Consider the following 15,297-nt stretch of genomic DNA (forward strand, 5'->3'; position numbering starts at 1 on the left):
GTGTTCGGGCATGAGGAGTGAGTTGTCGATGACGTCTCGTGCCGAGGTCACCACCAAGTACGCCAAGGCGTATTCGAAGGCTTCGAAGAAGGACAAGGGCCGGGTTCTGGATCAGGTTGTCGAGGTGACGGGCTGGTCGCGTGACAACGCTCGGCGGCGTCTGGTTGCCGCCGCGAGCCGGCCGCCCGGAGCGGGTCGACAGGTCGCCATGGCCTTGACCCCGGACGGTGGACACAGGGTTATGCGGCTTGAGGTGCTGCCGCGGTCTGGTTGCAGTGTTGCATCTCGAAGGCCACGGGGCTGCCCTGCCCGATCGAGGAGTGCCGTCGACGCCGGTTGTAGCGGTCCTCGATCCAGGCCCCGACGGCCTGGCTGGCTCCGGCCTTCGTGGGCCAGACACGGCGGTAGTAGAACTCGGTCTTCAGCGTGGCGAAGAACGACTCGGCCATCGCGTTGTCCCAGCAGATCCCGGTGTAGCCCATCGATCTAGTGATGCCGTTCTCGGCCGCATACGTGGTGATCTGCTCCGATGCGTACTGACCGGGTTCAACCGGTGGATGCAACACCAGCTTGTTGGACCAACAATAGATGCTCGTTGAACGCCTCGGCAGGTGTCTTCCAACCGAGGGTCTTGCGTGGTCTGGTGTTCAGTGCGTGAGCGACGGCTTCGATCTCTTCGGCCGACCAGCGTGACAGGTCGGTTCCCTTGGGGAAGTACTGGCGCAGCAGTCCGTTGGTGTTCTCGTTCGTGCCGCGTTGCCACGGTGATTGTGGGTCGGCGAAGAACACCGGGATGCCGGTCTCGACCTTGAACTGGGCGTGAGCCGACATCTCCTTGCCGCGGTCCCAGGTCAACGACCTGGCTAGTTGTGCCGGCAGCGTGGACATCGTGTTCGCCAGTGCGTTCTTCATCGTGATCGCGCCGTAGCCGGCGAGCGCGGGACCGTTCTTCGGAGTCTGCTTGTGCCGGTAGCCCTCCTCGCGGGGCAGGTGGATGAGCATGGTGAATCTCGTGGTGCGTTCGACGACCGTGCCAATCGCGGAGCGCTCCAATCCGATCACCAGATCGCCTTCCCAGTGGCCGGAGACAGCGCGGTCCTCGACCTCGGCAGGCCGTTCGCTGATGAGCGTCTCGGGAGTGACGTGCGCCCAGGTCTTGCGCCGTGAGCGTTCCCGTGGCGCGCGTAGTGCACGGCCGGTGCGCAGGCACCACACGAGCTCACGCTTGAGCGCGCCACGGCTTTGGATGTAGAGCGATTGGTAGATCGCCTCGTGACTGATGCGCATGGACTCATCATCAGCGAAGTCGATCTTGAGACGGTTGCTGATCTGCTCCGGGCTCCACGCCAACGACCAGGCCCGGTCTTTGCGGTGCGGTTTGTTGCGTCCGGTGAACTTCGGCGGCTGTGGGCCGGCGATGACCGTGCCGTCGGGCATCTGGATCTGCCCGGAGAGGCGTTCTTGGACGTAGGCGTGCAGTCGCGGGTTGGCGACCAGCTTCGCGACCTTGGGCCGCTTGGCCGCCATGTCGGCTTTCCACTGCGCCACCGATGCCCGGTAGTCGAGTTTCCCGCCGCGAGTGGCAGCGTTGCGGCGCAGCTCTCGCGACACCGTGCCGGGGTCGCGTCCGATCGCTCGAGCGATCCCGCGCACGCCCTGGCCTTGCGCCTTGAGCAACGCGATCTCCTCGCGTTCAGCGAAAGACAGATACCGGCCCGAGGGTTGGAACTTCAGATCGAAAGGGGGCATGCCGCCAGCGTTGTGGAACCAGCGTGCACCGACCGCGGGCGCCACGCCGGCAACTCCCGCGGCTTCCTCGGGAAGAAGGCCCTTGGCGATCTGCTCCCAGAACGCCACCTCGACATGACGCTGATACTTCGGATGACCGGGCGACCTGAGCTTCGGACGAATCGCACGGTCGGCTGCTTGCTGACGACGAATCACTGAACACCTCCATCACGGGGTGTTGCGACGACCGGTTGAATCCGCCTTGGCTGCCCCTATCGGCGTGAACGATGGTGCCGGGTTCTGGACGGCGTCGCCAGGTGGCCATCTGCAGGGCGTCGACGACCAGCTCGGAGCGCATGTGGTCGGCGATCGACCAGCCCACCACCTGCCGGGTGAACACATCGAGCACCGCGCAGCAGTAGACCTTCCCGGCAGCGGTGGGGCGCTCGGTGATGTCGGTGCACCACAGCAGGTCCGGTCCAGCGGCCGTGAACTTGCGTTGCACCAGGTCCTGGTGGACCGCCTCAGCAGGACGGTGGCCGCGTCGCTTGTTGCGGTGGCTGATTCCGCGGCGCCCGGTGATCCGCAGCAGCCTGGCGACCCGCTTGCGGCCGACCCGAACGCCCAGTCCGAGCCGGAGCTCGGCGTGCACCCGCGGCGCCCCGTAGGAGTAGCGGGATTCGCGGTGGATGTCGACGATCGTGTTCGCCAAATAGGCGTCGGCGAGATCGCGCTGTGACGGTGGCCGGTCGCGCCACTCGTAGTAACCCGAGCGTGACACCTTGAGCATCCGGCAGGCCACCGCGACGTCGAAGCCGTCAGCGGCGAGCTCTCGGACCAGCCGGAACCCTACTTTGGGAGCACGTTCTCCTGAGCGAAGTAGGCGCTCGCGCGCTTGAGGATCTCGATCTCCATCTGCTGTCGCCGGTTGTCCCGACGCAGCCGGACCAGCTCTTCGCGCTCGTCGCTCGAGAGTCCTTCCTTGCGACCGGCGTCGACGTCGTCTTGGGCCATCCAGCGGCGCAAGCCGGACTCGCTGTTACCGAGGTCCCGCGCGACCTGGCGAACCGATGCTCCCGGCTGGGGGGCCAGCTCGATCGCCCTGCGTCGGAACTCTGGCGGATGTGGTGCAGGCATCTGTCGGACTCCTTCCTGCAGCGATCATCGCTATAGATCAGGTGTCCGGGCTAGCGGGTCAGGGTCCGAGCGCTTCAACCGCAGCCTGAACACGGAGTGGGCATACGCCCAGGCCTATGCCTCAGACGAGGCCCGCGCAGCGACCTACCTCGACTGGCTTCACTTCTACAATCACCACCGACCCCACACCGGCATCGGAGGGGTCTCCTGCACAGACCGGTGACATCTGATCTGTGGTGCCGAAGGGCGCCGCTAGAAGGATGTGCACTGTGCCGAAGCCGTATCCCAAGGAGTTCCGCGACGACGTCGACCGCGCCGCGAGGAACCTTGAGCCGGGTGTCCACCTGAAGCAGATCGCTGCCGACTTCGGGATCTCCGAGTCGTGTTGACGAACTGGATGAAGACCGCCGACGTCGAGGGCGGCAACAAGCCCGGGCGACGGCGGCTAAAGCGCCTGTAAGGCGCTTCAGTTACGAGGGAACGTCGAGGCTAGCGTTGCTTGGCAGCCGCGACCGAGATGGACTGACGCACCTCGGCAAGGGTCGTCCCGTCCCGCAGCCCCTTGCGACATAGGACTAGTGCGCGCGGCCAGTTGACGACCGCAGCGCCGGACATCGTCGTCCCGTCGGGGGTGTAGAGAACAGCAAACCGGTTGTCAGCGGCCGGGTCACCGATCATGACGTGCTCGGTGCTGCCGCCTGCCGTGCGGCCCACGACCTGGATCTTCCAGTCATGCTGATCGCTCCATACGTACTCCAGGGGGGCGTACGAGCGGGCATCTTCCGGATGCACGATGTTGTGAGCCACGCACACTGCCTGATCGACGGCGTTCGTCCAGTGCTCCACGCGAACTTCGGTGCGGTACGTCGGGTGGAACCACCGGGCGACGTCACCGACGCCGTACACATTGTGGACATCGACTGCTCGGCAGTACTCGTCGCAGACCAGCCCGTTGTCGACGACGAGTCCGGAAGATCTGAGCCAGGCATCGTTCGGCTCTGCTCCGATACCGATGACGACCACCGCGGCGGAGACCGACGAGCCGTCGGTGAGGCGTACGGTGAAGTCCCCCCGCTCGCCGTCGATGGCTTCCACCCCGACGTCGAAAACGGATCGCACGCCATGCCGCTCATGCAGCGCAGCGAACCATTTGCCGATTTCGGGGTTGAACACCCGGCTCATCGGCACCGGAAGCGGGTCGACCATGGTGACCTCGAGGCCGAGCATGCGGGCGCTCGACGCCACCTCGGCGCCGATGAACCCGCCGCCCACCACGACGATATGGCCACCGGCCACCAGGTCCTGCCTCAGCAGCTGGGCGTCCTGGAGCGTACGCATCACGTGGATACCGGAGCGCTCCCCCCATGGCGATGGCCGCGCCCGGGCTCCCGTGGCGATGACGACCTGGTCGTAAGACAATGGGTCGAGTCCCTCGAGCTCGACGCGATGAGCGGCGACGTCGAGACGGGTGGCTCGGTGACCGAGGACCAACCGGATACAGTCACGCTCAGCGGCCTCCTGCGTGAGCAGCCGGACCGACTCGGCGGTGGCGGTGCCCACAAGGAGCCCCTTGGACAGCGGCGGTTTGTCGTACGGCAGCTCAGGTTCCTCGCCGACGAGGACAATCTCGCCCTCGTACCCTTCCGACCGCAGTGACTGTGCCGTGCGCACCCCGCCGACGGAGGAACCCACGATAACGGTGCGACTCACTCGTCCTCCAGTATGAGTGCGGACACCGGGCAGCTGCGGACAGCTTCCTCTACGCGCGCACGGTTGTTCTCGGGCACGTCAACCCGCAACAGGACCACGACACCGTCATCGTCGACGTCGAAGTAGTCATCCGCGCCCACGACACAGTTCGCGTACCCGAGGCAGGTATCGAGGTCCGCTCGCACGACTGCCACAGTTATCAGCTCCTCTCAGTTGCCCGGTCGCACAGCAGCGGAAGGTCGCAGGATGCAACGTGAACCTTCCACGACCCTGACGCGGCCACGTACGATAAAAGTAAACAGGCCACCGTGGTGGCATGTCAATAAATTAGGCTCTCCTGATTGATCCGTTGGTCCCTGATCGCGCCTGAAGGGTCACACGCCGCTCCCGGCCTAGTTCTGGCTTGTCGAAGGTCAGGAGCTGCAGAGCGGAGAACGGCATGCGAAACGCCAGCGTATGGCGCGCCCTGTTGGGCGTCGAGAACACCGTGATCGTGGACGTCGAGTTCGACGACGAGGCAGAGATCGTCGTGGCCCATGTCCGACCACGGCAACCTGGTCGCGGGTGATGTGGAAGCTGCGGAGTCAGGGGCCCCTTGGTACGACCGTGGCGAGGGACGGCGCCGGTGCCGTGCGCTCGACATGGGCACCGTTCGCTTGTTCCTCGAGCCCGACGCGCCACGCGTGAACTGCACGGTCCACGGACCGAAAGTGCGACAGGTCCCGTGGACACGACACGGCGCCGGACACACCCACACGTTCGACAGCAGGGTGGGGCTGGTGAAGGGACTGCTGCACGAACAGGTGACAGGTTGGGTCACGCAGCCTGAGTGGCTGGCGTGGTCATGATGGTCTCGAACTCGATGGGGGTCAATCGTCCGAGTCCGGCCTGTCGGCGGCGTCGGTGGTAGGTGCGTTCGATCCAGGTCACGATCGCGATCCGGAGTTCCTCACGGGTGGCCCAGGAACGTCGGTTCAGTACGTTCTTTTGGAGCAGCGCGAAGAAGCTCTCCATGGCCGCGTTGTCACCCGCGGCACCGACGCGACCCATCGAACCGACCATGCCGTGGCGGTTGAGGGCGTGGACGAACTTCCTGCTTCGAAATTGCGATCCTCTGTCCGTGTGAACCACGCAGCCGGCCACGTCGCCGCGCCTGGCGACGGCGTTGTTCAGCGCCTTGACGGCGAGTCTGGACTTCATCCTGGAGTCGATGGAGTAGCCCACGATCCGGTTCGAGTAGGCGTCCTTGAATGCACACAGGTAGAGCTTGCCCTCGCTCGTCCGATGTTCGGTGATGTCCTATGCCGACGTTCGAACTATGCCGATGTTGTCGGTGATGGCGTGTGGGGGTCTGGTTTTCGGTGTTGAGAGGTCGGCATAGTCACAGCGCGGTGAGCCAGGCCAGGATGTCGGGTTCGGGCTTGTAGGTCCCGGGCTTGATGTCGGGTGGTCTCGTTCGGTCGATGGCGGCCTGCTTGATGGCCATGTCGGCGTGCAGGTAGGCGTCGGTGCTGTGGGTGTCGGCGTGTCCGAGCCAGAGCGCGATGACCGAGACGTCGACTCCGGCGGTGAGGAGGTTCATCGCTGCGGTGTGCCTCAGGGTGTGCATCGTGACGTGTTTGCCGGCCAGGTTCGGGCATGTGGTCGTGGCGGTGGCGAGGTGCTTGGCGAGGCGGTGCTCGAGGGCGTCACGTGACAGTGGCCATCCTTGGGGACCGCAGAACAGGGCCGTGCCGGGACGTGTGGCTCGTTCGGCGAGGTAGGCCTTCATGATGTCCACGGTTGCTCGGGTCAGTGGGGTGATGCGTTGGCGTCGTCCCTTGCCGGTGCAGGCGACGTGGGGGCCTGTGCCGAGGTGGATGTCGGCACGGGTCAGCGAACGGATCTCGCTGATCCGAAGCCCGGTCTGGACGGTGAGGGTCAGCAGGGCATGGTCGCGGCGCCCGGTCCAGGTGGTGGGGTCGGGCGCGGCGAGTAGTGCGTCGACCTCGGTGGCGGTGAGGAACTCGATGACGGGCCGCACGGTTCGTTTGGGTGGGATAGCGAGGACCTGGGTGATGGTGGCGGCGTGTTCGGGACAGTCCGGAAGGGCTCGGCCGAGCACGGAACGAATCGCGGTCAGCCGCGCGTTGCGGGTCCTGGCCGCGTTGCCGCGCTCGTGCTCGAGTTGGTCGAGGAAGCCGGACACGTTGGCGGCGGTGATGGCGTCGAAGTCGAGGGAGTCCGCGGGGATCCCCAACGTGGAGGCCAGGTGCTTGAGCAGCAGCCGCCAGGTGTCGCGGTAGGAGGCGATGGTGTGGGCGGACAAGTCGCGCTGATCGTGGGCGAAGGTGGTGAAGTAGGTCTGCAGGCTGGTGGCCAGGGTGTTCATGACGGGGCTCCTTCGGGGTCGTGCTCGAGCAGGCCGGCGGCACGGGCCATGAGCTCCCCGGTCGCGGTCAGATACCAGTAGGTGTGGGCGGCGTCGGAGTGCCCCAGCCAGGTGGCCAGCAGCGTGAGCACTCGTTCGGGGTCGCCGTGGTGGGCGTAGGCGGTGGTCATGTGCGCGGTGGCGAAGGTGTGCCTCAGGTCGTGCAGGCGGGGGCGTGCCCTTCCGCGCGGGGTGAGCCCGGCGGCCTCGCGAACCCGTTTGAACCGCGCCTGGAACGGCCCGTAGGCGTAGCCGGTCCCGTTGGCGGTCACGAAGACCGGGCCGGGGGGGTCGGGATGGGTGGCCGTTCGGGCAGGCAGCGCGATGTATTGCAGCAGGGCGACCGTGGTCGTCGGGTGGATCGGGACCAGCCGTTGTGCTGACTTCGCTGCCTGGATCACCAGCAGGTCGTGGGCGGCGTCGATGTCGTCGACACGCAGGCGCAGGGCCTCGCCGATCCGCAGCCCCGTCGCGGTGAGCAGCCCGATAGCGGTGCGCACGGTCGCGGCGATCCGCTCGTCGGTGAACGTCGTGTCGCAGGCGGTGAGCAAGGCGTCGATGTCGTCTTGGCTATAGATGAAGGGAACCGCCCGCGGCTTCCTGGCTGGCAGCAAACCGCTGGGGATCGCCGGGACGTCGACGCCGCTGGCGTTGAGGTGGTTGGCGAAGCGGCGGACCAGCGACAGCCGGGTGGCCCACCAAGACGGGTGCGCGTCGGGGTTGAGCCGCGCCCACACAACGGCGTCGTCGATGGTGAAGGTCTGTGTCTGGCCGCGGGCCTCGAGCCAGGCGAGAAACAGGCCGACCTGCCGTTCGACGTCGTCGAGCTGGAACCCCAGGGCCCGTCGCGTCGCAAGGTACTCGTCCAGCCACTCGCGCAGCGTCGCCGGCCTCGTCGCGGTCGTCATCGCGGGACCTGTCCGAACGGCACGACCAGCTCACGCAGCGAGGCGAGGTCGACTTTCGCATAGGCCATCGTGGTGGCGGCGTGGACGTGGCCCAGCAGCTCCTTCGCTTCGGTCAGGGACCCGCCCGAGGCCAGCACGCTCATCGCGGCGGTATGCCTGAGCCGGTGCGCGTAGATCGGGTCGATCCCCGCCAGACCCGACAGCCGGGCGATCACGCCAGAGATCCCCGAGGTCGTCATCACCTGGCGAGGCGCGTTCATCCGCACGAACACCGCCCTGTCCAGGGCAGGTGGCCGGTGTCGCAGCCACGCCTCCAACGCCTGGCCCACGTCGACCGGGAGCGGGAGCACGTGCTCGCGACCCTTGCCGGTGACTTTGACCTGGCCGGTGGCCCAGTCGATGTCGTTGAGCCTCAAGCCCGCTGCCTCACCAGCGCGCAGGCCCAGCCTCACCAGGACCAAGACGAGCGCCCGGTCCCTGGTCCCGATCGCCGTGGCCAGATCGCACGCTCCCAGAAGTGCAGCGACCTGGTCGGCGCTCACGCCACGTGGCAAGGAACGCTTCGTCCCTGGGGGCTTGAGGATGCCAGGGGCAAGGTCCCGGTCGATGCGACCGGTGCTCAGCGCCCACCGCAGTAGGCACCGGACAGCGGTCACGATGTGCGCCCGTGCGACGGCTCCGTAGCCACGTCCACGCTCGGCGACGTAGGCGTTCACCATCGAGACTTCAAGCCGACGCCATTCCAGGGCCCCGGCGTCAGTGGTCAGCGCGTTCAGGAGGCCGGCTGCGTAATGGACGCGGGCCGCGATGGTCTGCTCGCTCAGGCCGCCTTGGTCGCGCATCCAACCACGCCACTGCGCCACTGCAGCCGCAGCCGGCGTCGGGTGACTGTCCCCGACCACGACAGCGTCCAGGTAGCCGCTCGCAACCAGGAACCGGCGCACCGTCCCTCGGGTCCTCATCGCGGTGACGCAGACGACGTCCCTTGCGCGCTCCTCGGCCACGAACCTGGCGAGGAGCTCCTCGTCGATGTCCTCGACCCCGGCGCCAACCGTTCGCATCCACAAGCTGAGTCGCCCCAGCGCGTTCAGCACCCCGGCCGCCGAGCCCGGGGAGTAACCCTTAACCCGGATCCACCGATGAACTTGGGCGGTGAGCGTGGCGTAGAACGAGAATGCCCTTGCTGGGCGGGAGAATCGGAGTTCTTGAGGCAACGATTCACACCAAGAGCAAGGGCATCTCTGAGGTGAAACTCTCTCACACGCTTCGATCGACGTCGGCGGTCTTCGATGACCCGAATCTCGTGTCGGCCGCAGGCCTGGTGCCGGCGCTCGCGTTGGCCGAGTCCGCCGGCCTGCGTGACCTGGCAGATGAGCACCTGAGCGTGCCGACGGACAAAGGCGCGAACGCTGGGTTGAAGGTCACCTCGCTGGTCGGCGGGATGGTCGCCGGCGCGGACAGCATCGATGACATGGCGCTGCTGCGTCATGGCGGAATGGGGCGGCTGTTCACCCGGGCGTATGCGCCCTCGACGTTGGGTTCGTTCCTTCGGGCGTTCACCTTCGGGCACGTCCGCCAGCTCGACGCGATCGCTTCGCGGTTCCTGATCGCACTGGGCGGCCTCACCGGTTTGCTCGGCGCATCGGCAGACCCCGCAGCCAGCGACACCGACACCGACCTCGAGGTGGATCGCGGGTACGCGTTGGTCGATGTCGACGACACGATCATCGAGGTCCATGGCTATGCCAAGCAGGGCGCAGGGTTCGGCTATTCCGGGGTCCGTGGGCTCAACGCGCTGCTTGCCACCCTCACCGTCCCCGGTGGGGCCCCGGTGGTCGTGGCCCAGCGTCTGCGCAAGGGTTCGACCGGGTCACCACGCGGCGCGAAGCGTCTGGTCGGCGACGCGGTGCGAACCGCCCGACGGCTGCTCGGGAAGAACCGGCCGATCCTGGTGCGGATGGACTCGGCGTTCTACGGTCGCAGACCAGTCCACGCCGCGATCGCTGGTGGGGCCGCGGTGTCGGTGACGGTGCGGATGGACAAACGCATCAAGGCGGCGATCGAAGCGATCGCCGACGATGCGTGGACCACCATCGAATACACCGACGCCATCTTCGACGAGCCGAGTGGCCGCTGGATCTCGCGAGCCGAGGTCGCCGAGATCGACTTCACCGCGTTCGCTGCGCAGAAGAAGTCCGACCACGTCCCGGGCCGGCTCGTAGTCCGTCGCATCCCGGACTTCAACGCCGAGAAGAACAAGGCAGCCGGCCAGGACACCTTGTTCGACACCTGGCGCTTCCACGCCTTCTTCACCACCACCGACGCCGACGTGCTGGACACCGTCGCCGCCGACAAGATGCACCGCCATCACGCGGTCATCGAACAAGTCCATGCTGACCTCAAAGGCGCCGCGCTGGCACACCTGCCGTCGGGGGTGTTCACCGCGAACGCCGCCTGGCTGGTGCTCGCCGTCATCGCGTTCAACCTCACCCGAGCCGCCGCGAGCCTGACCGATCGGGAGTTGGCGAAGGCCACCACCGCCACGCTCCGTCGCAAGCTGATCATCGTGCCGGCAAGGGTCGCGACCTCAGCACGCCGGATCACCCTGCACCTGCCCCATGCCTGGCCCTGGGAGAGCGCCTGGACGGCACTGTTCGACCGAGTCAACGACCCGCCGCCAAGCCTCGCAGCCTGACCACCCAGCAGCCCGCCGCTGCGCGAACCGAGGACCAAGTGGACGACACCGGACAACGAGGTCCGGCACATCGACATGCCCGCGGCTCCTCATGACCAGACGAACCGGATCAGGCGCTCAGCGCCATGGCCATCGGTGGATCCGGGCTTAAAGCTCAACCAGGCCGAACACTCGCCCAGCACCGTCGGCGCCAACGGGCCCACCGGAACCCGAGGAACCCGATCCGGATACGCCCGGGCCGTCAGCGATCTCTTCGTCATCAACCACACCTCCAGACAGGCACCCCGTGTCTGAAAGCGTGACCACGACTACGCGACTATGCCGACCTTCCGAACCTCAGCACAGCCGTTGACCTGCGCGACCGCTGAAGTGGTCGGCATAGTTCCAAGGTCGGCATAGGACGGCGGATTCAACCGGTCAGCGCAACGGGTCCTGTGAGATTAGGCAGTCACTGATCACAGGAGGATCCGGATGCAGGGCAAACACGGTCATCTCAGCCGGGAGCAGAAGCAGCTCGCGCTCAGGCTTCACGCGAAGGGTTGGCGGCTGGTCGACATCGCCAAGGAGATCGGCTGCAGTGCGCCGATGGTCGGCATCATGGCCCGGACCGGCAGGCACGTCGACGCCAAGCCGTTCGGCTGGGAACCACGCCCGGGCTGCCTGACGATCGACGAGCGCGAGCAGATCCTGCTGGGAATCAATCGTGGCGACACCTTCACTGCGATCGCCGAGCAACTGGGCCGTGCGGTGTCGACCGTCAGCCGTGAGGTGAAGCGTGGCGGCGGGCGCTGTGGCTACTCGGCCTGGCATGCGCACGAACGCGCCCGCGAACAAGCTCGCCGACCGAAGCCGTTCAAGCTCGCGTCGGGTCGACTGCTCGAGGAGGTCGCCAGTCGGCTGGAGCAACTGTGGTCGCCCGAGGAGATCGCGGCGCGCCTACGTTTGGATCACGCCGATGATCCGGAGATGCGGGTGAGCCACGAGACGATCTATCAGTCGCTGTTCGTGCAAGGCCGAGGCGAGCTGCGCCGTGAGCTGGCGCGGTGCCTGCGGTCCGGACGAGCTACACGCAAGCCTCGCGGAACCACCGACGGCCGCGGCCGCATCCCCGGCATGGTGATGCTCAGCGAGCGCCCCGCAGAAGCCGACGACCGCGCTGTTCCAGGACACTGGGAAGGCGACCTCATCCTCGGCGAAGGCAGTCGCAGCGCCGTCGGCACGCTCGTTGAGCGGAGCACCCGGATGGTTCTGCTGCTACACCTGCCTGAAGGCAAGAGCGCCGAGCAGGTCGAGGCAGCGATGCGCAAGGCCATCACAGCGTTGCCGTCGTCGTTGGCCCGGACGATCACCTGGGACCAAGGCGCAGAGATGTCCAAGCACGCCGCGTTCACCACCGCCACGGGCATTCCGATCTACTTCTGCGATCCCCACTCGCCCTGGCAGCGCGGGAGCAACGAGAACACCAACGGTCTGCTGCGCCAGTACCTCCCCAAGGGCAGTGACCTGAGCGTCGTCAGCCGCGAGGAGCTTGACGCGATCCAGGACAGCCTCAACGGACGTCCACGCAAGACGCTGGGCTATCTGACACCATCAGAGAAGCTCGCAGAGCTTCTTGCGCCCACCGGTTGAATCCGCCGACTTCAAATGCCGACGTCGGCATTTGATGTCGCCGATCCACAGCTCGTTCGGGGCATCGGCCTTGAACTCGTGGCGGATGACGCCGTGCTTGTCGACCACGGCGCACAGGTCGTCGTGGACCGGCGGGCCGGGCTTCTTCGCCTTGCCGCGCTTGGGCTTGCCGAACACCGACCACCAACCCAGCTGCGAGCAGATCCGCCACGCGGTCCGCTCCGCCATCGCCTCGCCCGCGGTGGCCGCCTCGTCGCCCAGGAAGCGGTAGCCGAACTCGGGGTCATCCTTGTGGGCGTCGAACAAAGCGTTGGCGCGGTAGGCCATGACCAGCTCGGCGTCGGTGACCGGCGCGCTGAGCCACCGATAGTAGGGCTGGCGAGCGATCTTGAGCACCCGGCACGTCACCGTGACGGGGATCCCGTCGACAGCCAGCTCGCGGACGAGCGGGTACATCTGTAATGGGTGCTGGCTGGCCCGTGGCTGGCTGGAAGGCTGACCTCGGCCTGCGCGCGTGACTCGCGGTATATCCGACCCACTACCCAGTGGTGGTGTCTTGAAAATGACATGTCCGCACGCCGGCCGAGGTTCGGCCCTCACGCGCAGATGCCTTGATTAGAAGCCTGTCCGACCACCGGCTGCATCGTGGTCGTGACTCATTACAGATGTGACTCTGAGCGACCCACGGGCTTGAGCCGGAACGTCTCCACCCCTTCGAGTCAGGAGTTCCGTTGACCATCGTTGCCCAACTGTTCGAGCACGTCGTCGGCATCGACACCCACGCCCGCACCCACACCTACTGCCTTATCGCCGCCGCGACCGGAGCGGTCATCGACGGCGCGACCTTCCCCACCACCAAGGCCGGCAACGCACGAGCGATCGCTTGGATCGTTCGCCGAACCAGCGGAAGCGTCCTCGCTGCGGTCGAGGGCACCTCGTCCTACGGGGCAGGCATCACCGCTGCCCTGAGCGAGGCCGGTTTCGACGTCGCCGAGGTACGCCCCGCTGCCCGGAGCACGCATGCTCACAGTGGCAAGTCTGACTCGCTCGATGCCGAAGCCGCAGCGCGAGCGGTCCTCGGTCGCGAGTTCGATCGCCTAGCCAAGCCCCGACAAGCCGGCCAGCGCACTGCGCTGCGGGTGCTGCTCGCCTCGCGATCGATCCTCGATCAGCAGCGCACCGCGAACCGCAACGCCCTCCTCGCGTTGCTGCGCAGCGTCGACTTGGGGATAGATGCGCGCAAGCCCCTGACCGACGCGCAGGTCCGCACGATCGCGACATGGCGGATCAGCCGCGCCGCCGCACAGCACGACCCGTCGGCAATCGCTCGGCGCGAGGCTCGTCGTCTGGCCTGTTCCGTCGTCGAGCAAGGCGATCTCTTGAAGCAGAACCACCGCGAGCTTCACCTGCTTGCAGAGACCCTCGCTCCCGGCCTTCAGGCCCAGCCAGGCGTCGGACCCGTCACCGCGGCGATCATCATCTGCGCCTACTCCCATCACGGCCGGGTCCGCTCAGAAGCAGCGTTCGCGGCACTCGGCGGCATTGCACCGGTCCCCGCTTCGTCGGGCAACACCGATCGTCATCGCCTGTCCCGCTCAGGCGATCGCCAACTCAACCGAGCATTCGATGTCATCGTCCGCACGCGGATGAGCTACGACGAAACCACTCGCGACTACGTCGCCCGTCGACGTGCTGAAGGCCGCTCCAACCGCGAGATCCGCCGCTGCCTCAAGCGATACGTGTGCCGCGCGATCTTCCGCGAACTCCAGACCGCGATGGCTTGACGCGAGGCATAGAAGCGTCATTTTCCCGGAAGATTGGCCTGCGACAGATACGCGGCTGCTCGACGCAGGACTTCGTTCTCCTGCTCCAGCAGCCGCAGCCGCTTGCGCAGCTCGCGGTTCTCAGCGTTCTCAGCAGGTGTCGTTCCAGGCTTCACCCCATCCTCGACATCGGCGGACTTCATCCAGTTCGTCAGGCACGACTCGCTGATGCCGAAGTCGGCAGCGATCTGCTTGAGATGAACTCCCGGCTCACGGTTCCTCGCGACACGGACCACGTCATCACGGAACTCCTTGGGATAGGGCTTCGGCACAGCAAACATCCTTCCAGCAGTGCTCCTCAGCACCACAGATCAGATGTCACCTGTCCGTGCAGCAGTCCCAACGGGCCAAGGACGACAAGGCGGAGCCCCTCCGAGGCCAGACGGGTGCGGACCACATAGGCCACGAGGAACACACCGACCAACAGACTGGTCGCCCAGGCGCGATCCTCATCGAGCACGAGCGCCCGGAGCAACACCACCACAGCCAGTGCCAGCACCAGCAGGTGTAGGCCGAGCCGCAACTGGGCGACATTGGGCTGCGGATACCCGAACCTCACCACACGAGTCTAGATCGAGATCATTGCGCGCTTGGAGTCCGCGGCAGGATGAGGACCGACCCGTTCGCAGCGACCGTGGATTGCGCGGGGTCTGTGAGCAACCGGATCACCTCCCCGTGGGTGACGAGGATGTGCGGGACCGATGGGTCCAGTTCGTCCAGCAGAGTCCGCAACCGCGCGATCACCGCGCTGGCGCGCTCGACCCCGAGGAAGGGGCCTGCACCTGGGACGCGGAGGATTCGGGTCGTCACCGAGTGCCGACACCCTTGGCGCACGCCGAAGTGTCGCTCACGCAGCCGGCCGTCGACCCGGGGGGCGCAGCCGAGGATGGCCCCGATGATGCTCGCCGTCCCGGTCGCGCGGGCCAGGTCACTCGTGTGGAGGCGGACGTCCGACACCTGCTCCGCAAGCGCACGCTGCAAGCATCGGCCCGCATCCTCCGACTGCGCTCGCCCCCGGCGAGTCAGCACCGGGTAGGGCGTCTGCCCCTGGGTCCGTCCGGCGACGTTCCACTCCGACTGGCCGTGACGGACGATATACACCGGCTGCCTCACGCGGTGCATCCTCCCGTAGGCTGCGAAGACGCCCGCTGCGCAGGAACCCGGTGAGACTCCGGGGCGGTTCCGCCACTGTGATGCGACCTCAGGTCGCCAGCCAGACACTCGCCGTGGGTCGTATCCGACCACTTGACGGGGCGA

The 15,297-nt window shown here is 66.6% G+C and carries 16 protein-coding genes, 4 pseudogenes and 1 riboswitch; of the genes and pseudogenes, 6 read left to right on the forward strand and 14 right to left on the reverse strand.

All coding sequences use genetic code 11. From position 1 onward, the window contains the following. Positions 1–239 precede the first annotated feature (239 nt). The 4 genes and pseudogenes from J2S59_RS04725 to J2S59_RS04735 form a co-directional block, all read right to left on the reverse strand. Positions 240–566, reverse strand: coding sequence for an integrase core domain-containing protein (locus tag J2S59_RS04725; protein WP_370871468.1), 327 nt, complete (start codon positions 564–566; stop codon positions 240–242). Further along, a complete protein-coding gene (locus J2S59_RS04730; RefSeq protein ID WP_181642322.1) occupies positions 547–1,941 on the reverse strand; it encodes an IS30 family transposase in 1,395 nt (464 codons plus the stop codon). The genes J2S59_RS04725 and J2S59_RS04730 overlap by 20 nt, the downstream gene beginning before the upstream one ends. Positions 1,942–2,002: 61 nt before the next feature. Continuing rightward, a pseudogene (locus tag J2S59_RS20435) lies at positions 2,003–2,569 on the reverse strand (IS3 family transposase); the annotation flags it as partial. 8 nt (positions 2,570–2,577) lie between these two features. Continuing rightward, a complete protein-coding gene (locus tag J2S59_RS04735) occupies positions 2,578–2,865 on the reverse strand; it encodes a transposase (protein ID WP_068122836.1) in 288 nt (95 codons plus the stop codon). Between the two features lie 67 nt (positions 2,866–2,932). Here J2S59_RS04735 and J2S59_RS04740 point away from each other — a divergent pair. Both J2S59_RS04740 and J2S59_RS20455 read left to right on the forward strand, forming a co-directional pair. After that, positions 2,933–3,088, forward strand: a pseudogene (locus J2S59_RS04740) (integrase core domain-containing protein); the annotation flags it as partial. 46 nt (positions 3,089–3,134) lie between these two features. Continuing rightward, the gene (locus tag J2S59_RS20455) at positions 3,135–3,254 is read left to right on the forward strand and encodes a transposase (RefSeq protein WP_497547748.1); all 120 of its coding nucleotides are present in this window, start codon (positions 3,135–3,137) and stop codon (positions 3,252–3,254) included. Positions 3,255–3,354: 100 nt separating this feature from the next. Here J2S59_RS20455 and J2S59_RS04745 read toward each other — a convergent pair whose 3' ends face one another. Both J2S59_RS04745 and J2S59_RS04750 read right to left on the reverse strand, forming a co-directional pair. Beyond that, entirely contained in the window at positions 3,355–4,575 is a 1,221-nt protein-coding gene (locus J2S59_RS04745; RefSeq protein ID WP_068122840.1) for an NAD(P)/FAD-dependent oxidoreductase, read from the reverse strand. After that, the gene (locus tag J2S59_RS04750; protein WP_068122843.1) at positions 4,572–4,769 is read right to left on the reverse strand and encodes a ferredoxin; all 198 of its coding nucleotides are present in this window, start codon (positions 4,767–4,769) and stop codon (positions 4,572–4,574) included. Before J2S59_RS04750 ends, J2S59_RS04745 begins: the two co-directional genes overlap by 4 nt. 245 nt (positions 4,770–5,014) lie before the next feature. On the opposite strand from J2S59_RS04750, the pseudogene J2S59_RS04755 reads away from it, so the two are divergent. Continuing rightward, positions 5,015–5,348: pseudogene (locus J2S59_RS04755) on the forward strand (transposase family protein); the annotation flags it as partial. 43 nt (positions 5,349–5,391) lie between these two features. On the opposite strand, the pseudogene J2S59_RS04760 reads toward J2S59_RS04755, so the two are convergent. The 4 genes and pseudogenes from J2S59_RS04760 to J2S59_RS04775 form a co-directional block, all read right to left on the reverse strand. Beyond that, positions 5,392–5,874: pseudogene (locus tag J2S59_RS04760) on the reverse strand (IS3 family transposase); the annotation flags it as partial. Positions 5,875–5,956: 82 nt separating this feature from the next. Next, complete coding sequence (locus J2S59_RS04765) at positions 5,957–6,946, reverse strand: tyrosine-type recombinase/integrase (RefSeq protein WP_306824867.1); 990 nt, start codon at positions 6,944–6,946, stop codon at positions 5,957–5,959. Further along, positions 6,943–7,893 carry a tyrosine-type recombinase/integrase gene (locus J2S59_RS04770; RefSeq protein WP_068124431.1) on the reverse strand — a complete coding sequence of 317 codons (951 nt, stop codon included), beginning with the start codon at positions 7,891–7,893 and terminating at the stop codon, positions 6,943–6,945. Before J2S59_RS04770 ends, J2S59_RS04765 begins: the two co-directional genes overlap by 4 nt. Next, a complete protein-coding gene (locus J2S59_RS04775; RefSeq protein ID WP_181642560.1) occupies positions 7,890–8,954 on the reverse strand; it encodes a tyrosine-type recombinase/integrase in 1,065 nt (354 codons plus the stop codon). The genes J2S59_RS04770 and J2S59_RS04775 overlap by 4 nt, the downstream gene beginning before the upstream one ends. Positions 8,955–9,139: 185 nt before the next feature. Between J2S59_RS04775 and J2S59_RS04780 the strand changes: the two genes are divergently transcribed. Together J2S59_RS04780 and J2S59_RS04785 are read left to right on the forward strand one after the other, a co-directional pair. Beyond that, complete coding sequence (locus J2S59_RS04780) at positions 9,140–10,588, forward strand: IS1380 family transposase (protein ID WP_306824762.1); 1,449 nt, start codon at positions 9,140–9,142, stop codon at positions 10,586–10,588. Between the two features lie 471 nt (positions 10,589–11,059). Beyond that, a complete protein-coding gene (locus J2S59_RS04785; RefSeq protein ID WP_068122856.1) occupies positions 11,060–12,217 on the forward strand; it encodes an IS30 family transposase in 1,158 nt (385 codons plus the stop codon). On the opposite strand, the gene J2S59_RS04790 is transcribed toward J2S59_RS04785, so the two are convergent. Beyond that, positions 12,179–12,673: a hypothetical protein gene (locus tag J2S59_RS04790; RefSeq protein WP_181642333.1), complete on the reverse strand. Its 495-nt coding sequence runs from the start codon at positions 12,671–12,673 to the stop codon at positions 12,179–12,181. The two genes, J2S59_RS04785 and J2S59_RS04790, sit on opposite strands and share 39 nt — an antisense overlap. A gap of 275 nt (positions 12,674–12,948) precedes the next feature. Between J2S59_RS04790 and J2S59_RS04795 the strand changes: the two genes are divergently transcribed. Next, positions 12,949–14,001: an IS110 family RNA-guided transposase gene (locus J2S59_RS04795; protein WP_068122853.1), complete on the forward strand. Its 1,053-nt coding sequence runs from the start codon at positions 12,949–12,951 to the stop codon at positions 13,999–14,001. Positions 14,002–14,018: 17 nt separating this feature from the next. Here the strand turns inward: J2S59_RS04795 and J2S59_RS04800 are convergent, their stop codons facing one another. The 3 genes from J2S59_RS04800 to J2S59_RS04810 all read right to left on the reverse strand — a co-directional run bounded on the left by J2S59_RS04800 (position 14,019) and on the right by J2S59_RS04810 (position 15,153). Next, entirely contained in the window at positions 14,019–14,312 is a 294-nt protein-coding gene (locus tag J2S59_RS04800) for a transposase (RefSeq protein ID WP_068122852.1), read from the reverse strand. Positions 14,313–14,338: 26 nt separating this feature from the next. Further along, positions 14,339–14,599, reverse strand: coding sequence for a hypothetical protein (locus J2S59_RS04805; protein ID WP_181642330.1), 261 nt, complete (start codon positions 14,597–14,599; stop codon positions 14,339–14,341). Between the two features lie 20 nt (positions 14,600–14,619). Further along, on the reverse strand, positions 14,620–15,153 hold the full coding sequence (locus J2S59_RS04810) for a histidine phosphatase family protein (protein ID WP_181642328.1): 534 nt from the start codon (positions 15,151–15,153) through the stop codon (positions 14,620–14,622). Continuing rightward, positions 15,138–15,283, forward strand: a riboswitch (cobalamin riboswitch). It overlaps the preceding gene by 16 nt. Positions 15,284–15,297: the final 14 nt, after the last annotated feature.

It is taken from the genome of Nocardioides massiliensis (genome assembly GCF_030811215.1).
GTDB classification, from domain to species: Bacteria; Actinomycetota; Actinomycetes; order Propionibacteriales; family Nocardioidaceae; genus Nocardioides_A; species Nocardioides_A massiliensis.

Bases quoted from the DNA above. Each gene is read 5' to 3' on its own strand.
- J2S59_RS04735 (WP_068122836.1), bottom strand. From the start codon at position 2,865: ATGCCTGCACCACATCCGCCAGAGTTCCGACGCAGGGCGATCGAGCTG.
- J2S59_RS04765 (WP_306824867.1), bottom strand. From the start codon at position 6,946: ATGAACACCCTGGCCACCAGCCTGCAGACCTACTTCACCACCTTCGCC.
- J2S59_RS04770 (WP_068124431.1), bottom strand. From the start codon at position 7,893: ATGACGACCGCGACGAGGCCGGCGACGCTGCGCGAGTGGCTGGACGAG.
- J2S59_RS04775 (WP_181642560.1), bottom strand. From the start codon at position 8,954: ATGCGAACGGTTGGCGCCGGGGTCGAGGACATCGACGAGGAGCTCCTC.
- J2S59_RS04785 (WP_068122856.1), top strand. From the start codon at position 11,060: ATGCAGGGCAAACACGGTCATCTCAGCCGGGAGCAGAAGCAGCTCGCG.
- J2S59_RS04790 (WP_181642333.1), bottom strand. From the start codon at position 12,673: ATGTACCCGCTCGTCCGCGAGCTGGCTGTCGACGGGATCCCCGTCACG.